Raw genomic sequence first — 13857 nt, forward strand, 5'->3', positions numbered from 1 at the left:
CCAGCCGGTGCCAGGATCATCCGGGCACGTCAGACGCGTACGCGACAGACTCCGGCGGGTCCACGATGGACAGCCCGATCGTGTCCCGCAGCGCCTCCGCCTTGGCCCGCTCGCTCACCTGCTCCGTCGAGTACGCCAGCCGGACCGCCTCCTCCGACGCCTGCTTCGCCTCCTCGATCCGGTCGGCCGCCGCCAGCACCCGGGCCGCCACCATCGCGGCGACCACCTTGCTGCGCACGTCCTCCGCCGGGACCTCGATGGCCCGCTCCACCCAGGTCAGCGCCTCCGACACCCGGCCCTGAGCAAGCAGCGCGGACGCGTACGAGGACAGGGCCATCCGCCGGGAGAACAACAGCGACGGCTTGCTCATGTCGCTGGCGATCGGCGCCAGCAGGCCCACCGCGGTGGCCGCGTCCCCGCTGCGCAGCCGCGCCTCGGCCAGCAGCACCCGCGGCCCCACCTGCGCGGGCGCCAGCGGATTGTGCGGCTCCACCGCGGCCATCACCCGGTGCGCGTCCGCCTCCGCGCTGGCCACGTCCCCACGCTGGAGGGCCACGAACCCGCGCAACGTCAGCGCCATGCCCAGCAGCAGCGGGTGCCCGGTCCGGTGGGCGTACCCGAGAGCGTCCGTGAGCAGGTCCACGGCGTGCTCCGGCTCGCCCAGGCCACGGGCGATCGCGCCGCGCACCACCAGCGCCAGCCCGCGCCCCCAGTCGTCCGACATCGCCGCGAAGTCCCGGTACGCCCGGCGCGCCTCCCGGTCGGCCTCGGCCAGCTCGCCCAGCTCGACCGACGCGTACGCCTCGACCGCCCGCAGCGTGCCGACCGCCCAGCCCTCGCCCACCCGGTCCCCGAACGGCAGGAACACCCGGGCCAGCCGCCGCGACTCGTGCAGCCGCCCCGCCAGCAGCCGGGCGAACGCCGTGGTGCCGCGCAGCCACGCCCGCCCGGTCGCGTCCCCCAGCTCGGCGAACAGCCGCGCCGCGCGACCCAGCACCGCGTCCGTACCCGCGAAGTCGCCGCGGGTCGTGGTCACCCAGGCCAGGTTCTGCAACGCCCACGCCTGCCCGTGCCGGTCCCCCGCCGCCAGCGTCACCTGGTACGCGGCCGCGAACCGGCTGCTGGCCTGGCTCAGCCGCCCGGCCAGGAAGTCCGCCATGCCCAGGCGGCGCATCGCGTTCGCCCGTTCCGGGGCCAGCTGCGCCTCGGTCGCCACGTCGAGCGCCTCCTGCCAGGAGGCCACCGCCCGCGGCATGTCGCCCAGCGCCTCGTGCGCGCGCCCGACCACCAGTAACGCCTCGGCCCGCGACGCCGGGTCGTCGTCGGCGCCCGTGGCGATCTTCTCGCCGAAGACCAGCGCCTCCTCCGCGCGCCCCAGCCGCAGCAGCGCCCGGGCGTGCACGAGCTGGTCGGCCAGCGGCAGGCCGTCCGGGGCCAACGCGACCGCGCGTTCCGCGTACTCGATGGCGGCGGCCGGTTCGATGTTGGCCAGCGCCCGCCGGGCCAGCCGTCCCAGCGCGGCCACCCCGAGCGCGGCGACCTGGCGCACCGCGGCGTCCGGACGCAGCCGCACCTCGTCGGCCAGCCCCATCGCGCATTCGGCGTGCGTGGCGACGAACGCGTCGCGGTCCTGCTCGGTCAGGCTCAGCCGGCCTGCCGCGTCGTACCCCAGCTCGGTGACCGTCTCCGGCGCCGCCCACCGGGCCAGGTACGCGTGCCGCTCCGCGAGATCCGCCTTGCCGATCCCGTTGTACGCGGCCTCGCGCATCAGCGGCGTGGTGAACGCGAAGCCGCCCCGCACCCGGTGCAGCATCCGGCGTTGCAGCAGCTCGTCCACCGCCCGGTCCAGCTCGACCGTGGCCACCGCCCCCGGCCGGGTCCCGGCCGTACGCCGCTCCCGCAACGCCTCGATCACCCCGGTCGGCACCCGGTCCCCGACCACGGCCGCGTCCCGCAGCACCGAGCGCGGCTCCGCCGGCAGCGCGTCGATACGGGCCGCCAACACCGCCGCGAGGTCGCGGGAGAGCAGCTTGCTGTCCAGCGACCCGGCCGCCAGCTGCCACCGGCCGGACGGGTCACCGACGGCCGGGATCAGCGCCCCCCGCTCGAGCAGCAGGGTGACCAGCTCGGCCAGGTAGAACGGGTTGCCCTGGGCGGTGGCCAGCAGCCGGTCCACGTCCGGCTGCGACAGCCGCCCCCCGGCCAGGTAAGCGACGAGCAGCCGGGCGGCGTCCGCCCCGCGCAGCGGCGGCAGGGTGTGCACCTCGGCGTCGGCCAGCCGGGTCAGCGCCCCGGCCGTGCGCACCAGCTCGGGGCGGCCGAGCAGCAGCACCACCACGGGGCCGTCCAACCGGGACAGGGTGCTGCCGAGCGCGTCGACGGTCTCCGCGGTGGCGTCGTGCAGGTCGTCCACGATCACCACCAGCGGGGCCTCCCGGGCCAGCGCGGTGAGCAGGTCGGCGACCGCCCGGGGCATCGCCTCCGTGTCGGGCGGCCCACCGGTGGGCTGCCACTGGGTGACCCCCGCGGGGCCGACCGGGGCGGCCGGTGGCTCGCCGTACCCGAGCAGGGCCAGCAGCCGGTCGACGTCGATGTCGGGGAGCTCGCCGTCGCGGCCCAGCCGGTGTACCAGCTTGCGCAGCCGCTCCTCGACCACCGGCCGGTTCATCGTGACGGCCACGTCGCGGGGCAGCCCGACGGACTTGCGGACCAGGTCGGCCAGCGGCGCGAACCGCCGCCGTTCCCCGAACGCGCGGCAGCGCACCCGCAGCACCCGAGCCCCGGTGTGCCCCGCGAACCGGCCCGCCCCGGCGTCGAATCCGGTGGCCAGCCGCTTCACCTCGGACGCGAAGCGGGTCTTGCCGATCCCGGCCTCCGCGGTCATCACCAGCACCCGCGGGGTGCCGGAGTCGATGGCCTCGCCCAGGCGCCCGGCCACCCGGCCCAGCTCGGTCTCGCGTCCCACGAACGGCGCCTCGTCGCCCAGCCCGGAACGGGTGCCCGGCGCGTCGTGCAACCCCAGCAGCTCGTACGTCGGCACCGGCTCCCGCTTGCCCTTGAGCCGCAGCGGCCGCAGCTGGCGCCACGACGCCACGTGCCGGGTGCCGAGGGTGGTGCGGCTGCCCGCGTACACCGCGCCGACCGCGGCGGCGTCGGCCAGCCGCGCCGCGGTGTTGACCGTGTCGCCGATGACGGTGTACTCCAGCGCGGCCTGGATGCCCGCGACCACCTCGCCGGTGTTCAGCCCGACGCGCAGCCCGAGCGGCGCGCCGCCGCCCCGCTCGTCGTCGAGCACCCGGCGCACCGCGCGCTGCATGCTCAGCGCGGCCCGGACCGCCCGTTCGGCGTCGTCCTCGTGCGCGACCGGCGCCCCGAACACCGCCATGATCCCGTCACCGGTGAGCTTGTCGACGTGCCCGCCGAACGTCTTCACCGCGCCCGCGAGCGCGGCCAGCACCCGGTCGGTGACCGCGCCGACCCGTTCCGGGTCGAGGTCCTCCGACCAGGAGGTGAAGTCGGACAGGTCGCCGAAGAGCACGGTGACGATGCGCCGCTCGGCGGCGGGCAGGGTGGCCGCCGCGGGCAGCGCGGCACCGCAGTTGTGGCAGAAGCGGCCGCCCGGCACGGGGACGGTTCCACAGACCGGACAGGTCACAGCGGGTCCAACTGTTCCGGCAGCCGCGGTGATTCCCGTCTCAGGTAGTCGAGTTGGGCGCGGGCGGACGCCTCGGCCGCGAACCGGATGGCCGGGTCGATCTCGGGATAGACCGCGTCGACGATGTCGCCCGGGGTCCGCGCCCCGGCGGCCATCGCCGCCTCGACCTGGGCGAGCCGGTCGCGGCGGTGCGCCAGATAGGCCCGCGCGGCGGCGGCGCAGTCGGCCAGCGCCGGGCCGTGCCCGGGCAACAGCGGGCTCGGGTACGCGCTCAGCATCGTCAGGCTGTCGAGGTACGAACCCAGGTCACCATCGGGGTACGCGACGACCGTGGTGCCCCGCCCGAGGATGGTGTCGCCCGAGAACACCGCGTCACCCGTACGGAAGCAGACCGAGTCCCGGGTGTGCCCGGGCGCGGGCAGCACCTCGATCTCCAGGCCCGCCAGCACCAGCACCCCGGCGGTCAGCGGCGGCGCCCCCACGCAGTGCGCCGGGTCGGCGGCGCGCACCGGAACCCCGCCGAGCAGCTCCGACAGCCGGGCGGCACCCTCGACATGGTCGTGGTGGCCGTGCGTGATGAGGATGGCGCTCACCGGTCCGTGGTCGGCGATCGCCCGAAGATGCCCGGGGTCGTCCGGCCCCGGATCCACGACCACGGCGCCCGCCGCGCCGGGCGGCCGCAGCACCCAGGTGTTCGTCCCGTCGAGGGTCATCGGCCCCGGGTTGGGGGCACGGACCAGCGTCACCCCGTCCGGCAACCGGTCGACCGGCGCGACACCCCGCATGCAGGGCATCGTACGTCGCCCGCGCCGACCGGGCCGAGCCCCGAACCAGGCCCCGCCCGGGCCGCCGGTGGAACGGTCCACCAGCGGCCGGAGCGGCAGCTCACGACAGGTTCAGGCGATCTCGGCGATCACGTCGACCTCGACCGGGGCACCCAGCGGCAGTTCCGCCACGCCGACGGCGCTGCGGGCGTGCCGCCCGATCTCGCCGAGCACCGTGCCGAACAGCTCGGAGGCCCCGTTGACCACCGCGGGCTGGCCGGTGAACCCGGGCGCGGACGCCACGAACCCGTTCAGCTTGACGATCTTCACGAGCCGGCCCAGGCCGACCAGGGCGTCGATCGCGGCCAGAGCGTTCAGCGCGCAGATCCGCGCCAGCTCGGAGCCCTGCTCCGGGGTGACCTCGGCGCCGACCTTGCCCACCGCCTGCAGCTTGCCCTCGACGATCGGCAGCTGGCCGGAGACGTACACGTAGTTGCCGGACTGCACCGCCGGCACGTACGAGGCCAGCGGCGGGACCACCTCCGGCAGGGTCAGCCCCAGCTCGGTCAGCCGGGCGTACGCGTCCACGCCCCCCTCCCCGCTCACCGGTGTGGTCACGACTTCACCCGCTTCATGTACGCGATCAGCTGTTCCGGATTCGGCCCCGGGACGACCTGCACCAGCTCCCAGCCGTCCTCGCCCCAGTTGTCGAGGATCTGCTTGGTCGCGTGGACCAGCAGCGGCACGGTCACGTACTCCCACTTCTGCATTGCCTGCCAGCTCCCTCATCGTCGGCCGCGACGCGGCCACGGCGTCAGCTTAGGGCTCGCCGCCCGGGCATTTTGGTTAGGCTGAGCGACAGCTCACATCCAGCACGGCAGGGGACACCATGACGCAGGAGCCCCGGGACGACTCCCCAGCTGAGGGCGCCCATCCGGGTCATCCCCAGCCCGGCCCGCTGCCGGTGCCCGACCCGGAGCCGCCGCAGCCCATCCCGCCGCCCGAGCCGGTCCCGCCGCCGGAGCCCCCGCACGCGGCCGACGACACCACCACGGTGCTGGCCGAGACGACGCCGGTTCCGCCGCCAGGGTGGCCGGTCGCGGGCCGCCGGGTCTCGATCGCCGAGGCCGAGGCGTTCCCCGGCGAGGCGGACACGGCATGGCACGGGCGGTCCGCCGGCGGGCACGACGCGACGACGGCCGGGGCGCAACCGCCACCGGCCCATCCGGCCGGCGGCGCCGACTTCATCGACGCGCTCCCCCCGCGCGGCGAGCGGGAATGGCCACCGCGTGGCGCTTACCCCGATGAGCCCGGCCACCCGGGCTCACCCACCGAACCCATCGCGGGCGCCCCGGTCGCGGAGGGCGACGAGCCGACGAGCGTCCTGCCGCCGCGGCCCGACGCGGACGTCACCGAGCAGTTCGAGCCGGTGTCCCGGCAGCAGACGGCCGCCTGGCAGCAGCCGACCGGCCCGACCGCCGGGCTCCCGGCCGGACCTCAGGAGCAGCCGACCGGCGGTCTCCCGGCCGGGCTTCAGGAGCAGCCGACCGCCGGGTCGCCGGAGCAGCTGACGGAGCCGATCGGCGTCGGCGCCCCGCCGCGCAACCGGCGCACCGGCCTGTGGGTGTCCGCGGCGCTGGCGACGCTGCTGTTCTGCGGTGGCGGCGCGCTCTCGGCGTATCTGCTGCTGCGCAACGCCGACCGCGGCAAGGGCTCGCCGGATCCGGCGACCGCGGTCGACCGTTTCCTGACCGCGGTCTACACCGACCAGGACGCCACGGCGGCCGACGGCCTGATCTGCCGGGAGGCGCGCAACGCCAAACGGCTGGCCGCGCGGGTCGAGCAGATCAAGGGCTATTCGTCCGAGTACGCCTCCCCGACCTTCAGCTGGACCGAACCCGCGGTCGGCACGCGCAGCGACGACCTGGCGACCGTGTCGGTGCAGCTGACCATGGCGACCGCGGACGAGAAGACGGCCCAGCAGGGTCTCACCTTCACCGTGGTGCACAAGGGCGGCTGGCTGGTGTGTGACGTGCGCGGCTGACCGGCGCACAGCACCTGACCTCCGCGGGAAGGTCTGACCTACTGTGAAGTAGTGGGTGGGATCGAGCGGACCGGCCGCTGGCCGGCGCGGCTGCATGTGGTGACGGGCAAGGGCGGCGCGGGCAAGACGAGCGTGGCGGCCGCGCTGGCGCTGGCGCTGGCCTCGGGCGGGCGGCGCACCCTGCTGGTGGAGGTGGAGGGCCGGCAGGGCATCGCGCAGCTGTTCGGCACCGACCCACTGCCGTACGAGGAGCGGTGCATCGCGACCGTGGCCGGTGGCGGGGAGGTCCGGGCGCTGGCGGTGGACGCCGAGGAGGCGCTGCTGGAGTACCTCGACATGTTCTACCGGCTGGGCGCCGCGGGCCGGGCGCTGCGCAAGGTGGGCGCGATCGACTTCGCCACCACGATCGCCCCGGGCCTGCGGGATGTGCTGCTCACCGGGAAGGTGAAGGAGGCCACCACCCGTTCGGTGGACGGGCGCCGGGCGTACGACGCGGTGGTGCTCGATGCGCCGCCGACGGGCCGGATCGGCCGGTTCCTGAACGTGACCGCGGAGACCGCCCGGCTGGCCAAGATGGGGCCGATCAAGAGCCAGAGCGAGGGTGTGGCGTCGCTGCTCCGCTCCGCGATGACCTCGGTGCACGTCGTCACCCTGCTGGAGGAGATGCCGGTGCAGGAGAGCCTCGACGCGATCGCCGAGCTGGCCACCCTGCACATCCCGGTGGGCCGGATCATCGTCAACGGCGCCCGGCCTCCGCTGCTGACCGGCGGCAAGGTCACCAAGGCCGAGTTGCGGCGCGGGCTGACGGCGGCCGGGCTCCCGGCTGATGCGGCGACCGTGAACGGCCTGCACGCCGAGGCGCGGGCGCACCTGACCCGCCGGGAGCTGGAGGAGTCCCTGCGTGCCGAGCTGATCGAGGCGGGCCGCCCCATGGTGGAACTTCCGCTGCTGGAGCAGGGGGTGGACCGGGCGGCCCTGGACGAGCTGGCCGAGCGCCTGCTGGCCGGCTGACCGGGCGTTCGGTGTTCGACCCGCCACAGCACGCAGCGCCGCGCAGGGCGCCGGGAGCTACGACTCAGTACGCTCGAGGGGTGGCCGCCGCTGATCTGACCGCCCCACGCCTGGACGTGCCCCGGCTGGATGTGGACGGCCTGCTGGCCGACCCGGCCATCCGGATCGTGGTGTGCTGCGGCTCCGGCGGGGTGGGCAAGACCACAACGGCGGCTGCGCTGGGGTTGCGGGCCGCCGAGCGGCACGGCCGCCGGACGGTCGTGCTGACCATCGACCCGGCCCGGCGCCTGGCGCAGTCCATGGGGCTCACCGAGCTGGACAACACGCCGCGGCAGGTCAAGGGCATCGACACGGACGCCTCCGGCGGCGAGCTGCACGCCATGATGCTCGACATGAAGCGCACGTTCGACGAGGTCGTGCAGGCGCACACCACCCCGCAGCGGGCGGCGGAGATCTTCGCGAACCCGTTCTACCAGGCCATGAGCTCGACGTTCTCCGGCACGCAGGAGTACATGGCGATGGAGAAGCTGGGCCAGCTGCGGGCCCGCGACGAGTGGGACCTGATCGTGGTGGACACCCCGCCGTCGCGGTCGGCGCTGGACTTCCTGGACGCCCCGGCCCGGCTGTCCCGGTTTCTCGACGGGCGGATGCTGCGGCTGCTGCTGGCCCCGGCGCGCTCCGGCCGGAGCGTGTTCTCGCTGATGACCGCGTCGTTCGGGCTGTTCACCCGGGCGGTGCAGAAGGTGCTCGGCGCCCAGCTGCTGACCGACCTGTCGGGCTTCGTGGCGGCGCTGGATTCGATGTTCGGCGGCTTCCGGCACCGGGCGGACGAGACGTACCGCATCCTGCAGGATCCGCAGACCGCGTTCCTGCTGGTGGCGGCGCCGGAGCGGGATGCGGTCCGGGAGGCCGCGTATTTCGCTGAGCGGCTGGTCGCGGAGCGGATGCCGCTGGCGGGTCTGGTGCTCAACCGCACCCACCGGGCCGAGCTGAGCACGGTGTCGGTGGACGCGGCGGAGGCTGCCGCGGCGGCGCTGGACGCCGCCGGGGGCCAGCCGGTCACCGCGGACGCGCTGCGGGTGCACGCGCGGTTGCTGCGCCAGATCAGGCGCGAGGTGCAGGTCGCGGCCGAGTTCACGGGCGCGTTCCCCGCGGTACCGGCAGTGCCGGTGCCTGCGCAGCCCGCCGACGTGCACGACGTCGACGGACTGCGGACGATCGGCACCGCCCTCACCGCGTGACGGGTCCGGGCGTGGACCGGTGGAATCAGCGTGCCGAAACGAGCACCTTGTCGGCGCTCTTCTCCTTCAGCGCGGCCTCGAACATCTTCCGCCAGCTCGCCACGTAGGGGTGGCGGCGCAGCAGCGCGCGGCGCTCCCGCTCGGTCATGCCTCCCCAGACGCCGAATTCGATCCGGTTGTCCAGCGCGTCGGCAAGGCATTCGTAGCGGACCGGGCAGCTGCGGCAGATCCTCTTGGCCACGTTCTGCTCGGCGCCCTGCACGAAAAGCGCGTCAGGGTCGCCACTCTGACACGCCGCCATGCTGGGCCAGTCGCTGATCATCCCCATGTGTACACGTCCCCCCTTGCCTATACCCCCTGACGTCCGGCGGGCTCACGTCCCCCCAGGCCGCGCAGACGTCGTGCGACAGTTCGCCGGACCATCATGCTCCGTAGTCGGACGATTACGCAATGTTGTCCCTCAAAAACGTATAGCTCGGGAGTTCCGGGCATCTCGCCCATCGGCGCTGGGTGCAGTCGCGGTGCAGTCACGGTGCAAAGCCCGCAAGGTGCTGCGCATTCACCCGCAGAGACGGCACAATCACGGTGGGCGAACCGTGGCTTTCCGGCAGGCAGACACGGGCACACGTCGCGTACCCTGCTGGCGTGACCTCCTGGATGCGCCGACGCGATCACAACATCTTTGCCAATGCGACCTCGCTGCTGATCTGCGGCCTGCTCGCCGGTGTCGTCGTCGCCGCGGCCGCCTTTCCCGCGGTCGCCATGACCGGCTTGGCCGCCAAGGCGGGTGGCGAGACGTTCTCGCAACTGCCCAGCGAGCTCAAGCAGGCCACCGCGCCCCAGGTCAGCCGGATCTTCGCGTCCGACAACAAGACCCTCGTCGCGATCATGTATGACGAGTTCCGCAGCGACGTGCCGCTGCGCGACATCTCGGTCAACATGCAGCACGCGATCATCGCCGCGGAGGACCACGAGTTCTACCACCACAACGGCGTCGACATGAAGGGCGTCGCCCGCGCCTTCGTGAACAACAACAACGGCAAGTCGAAGCAGGGCGCCTCGACGCTGACGATGCAGTACGTGCGCATGTCCCTGGCGTACTCGGCGACCAACCCGAAAGAGGTCATCGACGCCACCCAGGACACCCCCCGGCGCAAGATCAACGAGATGAAGTACGCGCTGCAGATCGAGAAGGAACTCACCAAGGACCAGATCCTCGAGCGCTACCTGAACGTCGCCCCGTTCGGCAACGGCGCGTACGGCGTCTTCGCCGCCAGCCAGGTCTACTTCAACAAGAAGCCCAAGGACCTGACCGTGGCCGAGGCGGCGCTGCTGGCCAGCATGGTCAAGGCGCCGACCGCGTTCAACCCGACCACGCCCGGCGGCTACCCGCAGGCGCTGAACCGGCGCAACTACGTCCTCGGCGACATGGTCGAGCTCCAATACATCACCCAGGCGCAGGCCGACGAGGCCAAGAAGGTCGTGATCGCCCGCACGGTGCAGCGGGTCAGCAGCGGCTGCAACTCCGTGACCAAGAACTACTGGGGCTTCCCCTGCGACTACTTCTACCGGTGGTGGCTCAGCCAGGAGACCTTCGGCGCCACCCCGTACGACCGGGAACGGCGGCTCAAGAGCGGCGGCTACCGCATCCAGCTGGCGATGGACGTCACGGCGCAGAAGGCGGCGCGGGCCCGGATCCTCGACCACATCTCCGACAAGAACAAGGACGCGCTGCTGCTGGCCGCGGTCGAGCCGGGCACCGGCTACGTCCGCGCCCTCGCCGCGAACCGTAAGTTCAAGCTGGACGACCCGAAGAACCCGCAGAACCCGTACTCGTCGGATCCGGCGAAGGCCGACAAGAAGATCCGGGGCAGCTACCCGAACACCACGAACCCGCTGCTCACCGGCGGTGGCGACATCATCGGCTACCAGGCCGGCTCGGTAGCGAAGATGTTCACCATGGTCGCCGCGCTGGAGAAGGGCTACCCGCTCGGCTACACCATCAAGGCCGAGGTACGCGCCAAGACCCACTACCAGGCCGGGTACGGCGCCTCGTCGGCCTGCCCCGGCACCCCGTACTGGTGCCCCTCCAACGCCAGCTCCAAGGAAGCGGGCGTCTACAACATGTGGACCGGGTTCGGTAAGTCGGTCAACACGTACTTCGTGCCCCTGGAGGAGCGGGTCGGCGCGGAGAACGTCGTCGACGTGGCCAAGCGCTTCGGCCTCAAGTTCCGGGCGAAGGCGGACGCCGACAAGGCCAACGACCCGGACCAGGCACACGGATGGGGTGCGTTCACCCTCGGTGTCGCGGACACCACCCCGCTGGACATGGCCAACGCGTACGCCACCCTCGCGGGCGACGGCATGTACTGCGAGCCGACCCCGGTGCAGCAGATCAGCACCCAGGACGGCGAGAAGATCGACGTCGGCAAGCCGCACTGCACCCGCGCCACCAGCCCGGACGTGGCCCGGGCCGCGCTCGACGCGACCCGCTGCCCGGTCGGTGACTCGGCGCAGCTCGGCCACTGCGGCGGCGCCACGGCCCCGCAGGCGCACGGCGCGGTCGGGCACCCCGTGTTCGGCAAGACCGGCACCACCGACCACGACAAGACCGCCGCGCTGATCGTCGGCACCACCTCGATCGTGGTCGCGGGCTACATGGTCAATCCCGACTGGCCCGATCACCGTGACCGGATGCAGCACCCCATCGTGAATCCGGCCGTCTGGGAGACCGTCGCCGACTACATGGACGGCAAGCCGAAGGAGCAGTTCAAGAAGCCCGGCAACGAGAAGATCGCGTACGGCGACCAGCGGTCCATCCCCGACGTGACGTGTGACTCGCTCAGCGAGGCGCGGGACCGGCTGAACAACGCGGGCTTCAGTCCCACGATCGGCGCCGACGTGGACTCCAAGTGCCCGCTCGGCACGGCCGCCGGCACCAACCCGCCCAACCGGACGATCAAGGGTGGCGCGGTGGAGATCATGGTCAGCAACGGCAAGGCCGAGCAGCCGCCGATCGCGGGCACCCCGCCCGGCCAGACCCCACCGATCATCAATTTCCCGAACGGGAACAAGAAGCCGAAACGCTAGCGTCAGCTGCGGTACGAGGCAGCACTACGCGGCTCCCGGGTGGCGGGCACCGGTTGTTGGTCAACCGATGCGCCACCGGGAGCCGCTGTCGTTCGGGCATCTCCGCTGCGGACCCCGTTCCGTTGAGCCGGGGTCGACCAACTGCGGACAAATGATGCCATCCCGGGGCCTGCTGCTGTTCCGTGCCGCCAGTAATTCGATTTACACCGGACGATGACTGTTCTACCGTGCCTTCGGTATGCCGAATTCGCAGCCGCACCTTTGTCACCGCCTTGCCCGCGGCCGGCATATCCGCGATTGAGGCTGCGCTGCATTCGCGTGCGACAGGACGGCAATGGCCGATCTTTCCCCACTTCCGCCTTTGACCTCGCCACTTTCATCGTGATAGATTCATGCAAATGTTTGGATGGCCATCCGGTTCGCTCGACCGGCGGGCGTTACCCCGACATGACAAGAATCAGGAAAGGCAGCTGCATGACACGGAAATTGCTGCGCGCAGCCATGGCAGCGACCGCAGTGACGGGTTCGGTTCTCCTGATGTTTCCGGGCGCGGCGTTCGCCGGGCACGACGACAGCTTCAAGGTCCGGACCACGGACAGTTGTGGCGGAGCCGACTTCGTCGACTACGGGCCGGGCGCGCCGGGGGGCGGCGACAACGACGACTACATCGTCATTCATGACTACTGCGGCGACGGCTACGGCGTATCGGTGGACGTCTGGCGCACGGGCGAATTCTGGTCCCGGGGATACAACGGCGCGGGCTCCAGCGGCGCCGCCGTTATCTGGGATCCCTTCGCGGGCGCCAACAACGTCCGAGCGGGCGAGGAAATCGGGATCAAGGTGTGCCTGGCCCATGGCAAGGATGACTGGTCGGGCGCTAAGTGCCAGACCAAATACCACACCAGCGTGGACGGCTGACAACCTCGGCTATTCCCTGTCCTTGACGACGCATCACGGGGGTTTCCGGATGCTCGATGGCGAAGAAGGATTCAATGCGTAAATCCTCAATTCTTCAGAAGGGCGCCCGCGTCGCGCTCGCCGCCGGCGTCGCGGCCGGTATCAGCACCGCTGCGGTCCCGGCCACGCCCGCCGCCGCCGCCTGCGGTTCCGTGGTCTACGCCCACTACATCAACGACGGCAACATGGCCTGGAAGCTCAAGCAGAACTCCTCCTGCACCGAACGCTGGGGGCAGATCGTCGTCGACTACCAGCCCGACCCCACCGGCATCCCGCTGGCCATCCGCGTGGTGCGAGAAATCAAGTCGCCGTACGGCTACGCGCAGCAGGCCGCGTACACCAAGATCTCCGGGGTCGGCGCGGAGGGCACCTGGAACACCTCCCACACCAGCAACAGCTCGGGAGAGAACGACCGGCACAAGATCTGCTGGGATTTCGCCGACCGCAAGAACGGCAAGTGGGTCGCCCCGTCCAGCTGGAGCAGCTGCTCGAGCTGGCAGTACTAGGCGCGCTGGCAGTACTGGGCGAGCTGGCAGTTACTGGGCGAGCTGGCAGTACTGGGCAGGAAGCCAGTCCTGAGGACGGCGACGGCCGGGCACCTTCGGGTGTCCGGCCGTCGCCACGCCGGGCCTCGTCAGCCGAGCTGGCGGCGTACCTCCGCGGCCACCCGACCGCCCTCGGCCCGGCCGGCCACCGCAGCCTGGGCCGCCTTCATGGCCGGGCCCATCTGGGCCTTCCCAGTGAACCCGCCCGCCTGCAGCGCCCCCGCGACCAGCTCGGCGATCTCCTCGTCGCTGAGCTGCGTCGGCAGATACCGATCCAGGATCTCCCCCTCGGCGGTCTCCTTCGCGGCCGCCTCGGCCCGCCCGGCCCCGGCGAACGCGGTGGCCGCCTCCCGGCGTTTCTTCGCCTCCTTGGTCAGCACCGCGATCACCTCGTCGTCGCTGAGCTGACGGGCCTCGGTGCCGGACACCTCGGCGGTGCGCACCGCCGCAAGGGCCATCCGCAGCGTGGCCGTGGTCAGCTCGTCGCGGCCCTTCATCGCGGCGTGCAGGTCATCGTTCAGGCGGTCTTTCAGCGTTCCCATGGAGGGTC

The 13857-nt window shown here is 72.3% G+C and carries 12 protein-coding genes; 6 read left to right on the forward strand and 6 right to left on the reverse strand.

The window, feature by feature from the left end:
• Positions 1 to 16: 16 nt before the first annotated feature.
• The 4 genes from ACMCNO_RS33255 to ACMCNO_RS33270 all read right to left on the reverse strand — a co-directional run bounded on the left by ACMCNO_RS33255 (position 17) and on the right by ACMCNO_RS33270 (position 5189).
• Positions 17 to 3655, reverse strand: coding sequence for an adenylate/guanylate cyclase domain-containing protein (locus tag ACMCNO_RS33255; RefSeq protein WP_412753356.1), 3639 nt, complete (start codon positions 3653 to 3655; stop codon positions 17 to 19).
• Positions 3652 to 4440 (reverse strand): MBL fold metallo-hydrolase, encoded by a 789-nt coding sequence (locus ACMCNO_RS33260; protein ID WP_412753357.1) that lies wholly within the window; start codon positions 4438 to 4440, stop codon positions 3652 to 3654. The genes ACMCNO_RS33255 and ACMCNO_RS33260 overlap by 4 nt, the downstream gene beginning before the upstream one ends.
• A 111-nt stretch (positions 4441 to 4551) precedes the next feature.
• Entirely contained in the window at positions 4552 to 5037 is a 486-nt protein-coding gene (locus ACMCNO_RS33265) for a RidA family protein (protein ID WP_412753358.1), read from the reverse strand.
• Positions 5034 to 5189, reverse strand: a complete 156-nt coding sequence (locus ACMCNO_RS33270) for a DUF4177 domain-containing protein (protein ID WP_130509553.1) — start codon at positions 5187 to 5189, stop codon at positions 5034 to 5036. The genes ACMCNO_RS33265 and ACMCNO_RS33270 overlap by 4 nt, the downstream gene beginning before the upstream one ends.
• Before the next feature lie 119 nt (positions 5190 to 5308).
• Between ACMCNO_RS33270 and ACMCNO_RS33275 the strand changes: the two genes are divergently transcribed.
• The 3 genes from ACMCNO_RS33275 to ACMCNO_RS33285 all read left to right on the forward strand — a co-directional run bounded on the left by ACMCNO_RS33275 (position 5309) and on the right by ACMCNO_RS33285 (position 8715).
• Positions 5309 to 6463: a hypothetical protein gene (locus tag ACMCNO_RS33275; protein WP_412753359.1), complete on the forward strand. Its 1155-nt coding sequence runs from the start codon at positions 5309 to 5311 to the stop codon at positions 6461 to 6463.
• Between the two features lie 51 nt (positions 6464 to 6514).
• A complete protein-coding gene (locus tag ACMCNO_RS33280) occupies positions 6515 to 7474 on the forward strand; it encodes an ArsA-related P-loop ATPase (protein ID WP_412753360.1) in 960 nt (319 codons plus the stop codon).
• A gap of 80 nt (positions 7475 to 7554) precedes the next feature.
• Positions 7555 to 8715: an ArsA family ATPase gene (locus tag ACMCNO_RS33285; protein ID WP_412753361.1), complete on the forward strand. Its 1161-nt coding sequence runs from the start codon at positions 7555 to 7557 to the stop codon at positions 8713 to 8715.
• A 25-nt stretch (positions 8716 to 8740) separates the two neighbouring features.
• On the opposite strand, the gene ACMCNO_RS33290 is transcribed toward ACMCNO_RS33285, so the two are convergent.
• The gene (locus tag ACMCNO_RS33290; protein WP_412753362.1) at positions 8741 to 9043 is read right to left on the reverse strand and encodes a WhiB family transcriptional regulator; all 303 of its coding nucleotides are present in this window, start codon (positions 9041 to 9043) and stop codon (positions 8741 to 8743) included.
• Positions 9044 to 9372: 329 nt separating this feature from the next.
• On the opposite strand from ACMCNO_RS33290, the gene ACMCNO_RS33295 reads away from it, so the two are divergent.
• The 3 genes from ACMCNO_RS33295 to ACMCNO_RS33305 all read left to right on the forward strand — a co-directional run bounded on the left by ACMCNO_RS33295 (position 9373) and on the right by ACMCNO_RS33305 (position 13268).
• Entirely contained in the window at positions 9373 to 11805 is a 2433-nt protein-coding gene (locus ACMCNO_RS33295; RefSeq protein ID WP_412753905.1) for a transglycosylase domain-containing protein, read from the forward strand.
• Between the two features lie 474 nt (positions 11806 to 12279).
• A complete protein-coding gene (locus ACMCNO_RS33300; protein ID WP_412753363.1) occupies positions 12280 to 12723 on the forward strand; it encodes a hypothetical protein in 444 nt (147 codons plus the stop codon).
• A gap of 74 nt (positions 12724 to 12797) precedes the next feature.
• Positions 12798 to 13268, forward strand: coding sequence for a hypothetical protein (locus tag ACMCNO_RS33305; protein WP_412753364.1), 471 nt, complete (start codon positions 12798 to 12800; stop codon positions 13266 to 13268).
• A gap of 128 nt (positions 13269 to 13396) precedes the next feature.
• On the opposite strand, the gene ACMCNO_RS33310 is transcribed toward ACMCNO_RS33305, so the two are convergent.
• Complete coding sequence (locus ACMCNO_RS33310) at positions 13397 to 13849, reverse strand: GatB/YqeY domain-containing protein (protein ID WP_412753365.1); 453 nt, start codon at positions 13847 to 13849, stop codon at positions 13397 to 13399.
• Between the last annotated feature and the right edge of the window lie 8 nt (positions 13850 to 13857).

It is taken from the genome of Krasilnikovia sp. M28-CT-15 (genome assembly GCF_047159595.1).
In the GTDB taxonomy this organism is placed as follows: domain Bacteria; phylum Actinomycetota; class Actinomycetes; order Mycobacteriales; family Micromonosporaceae; genus Actinoplanes.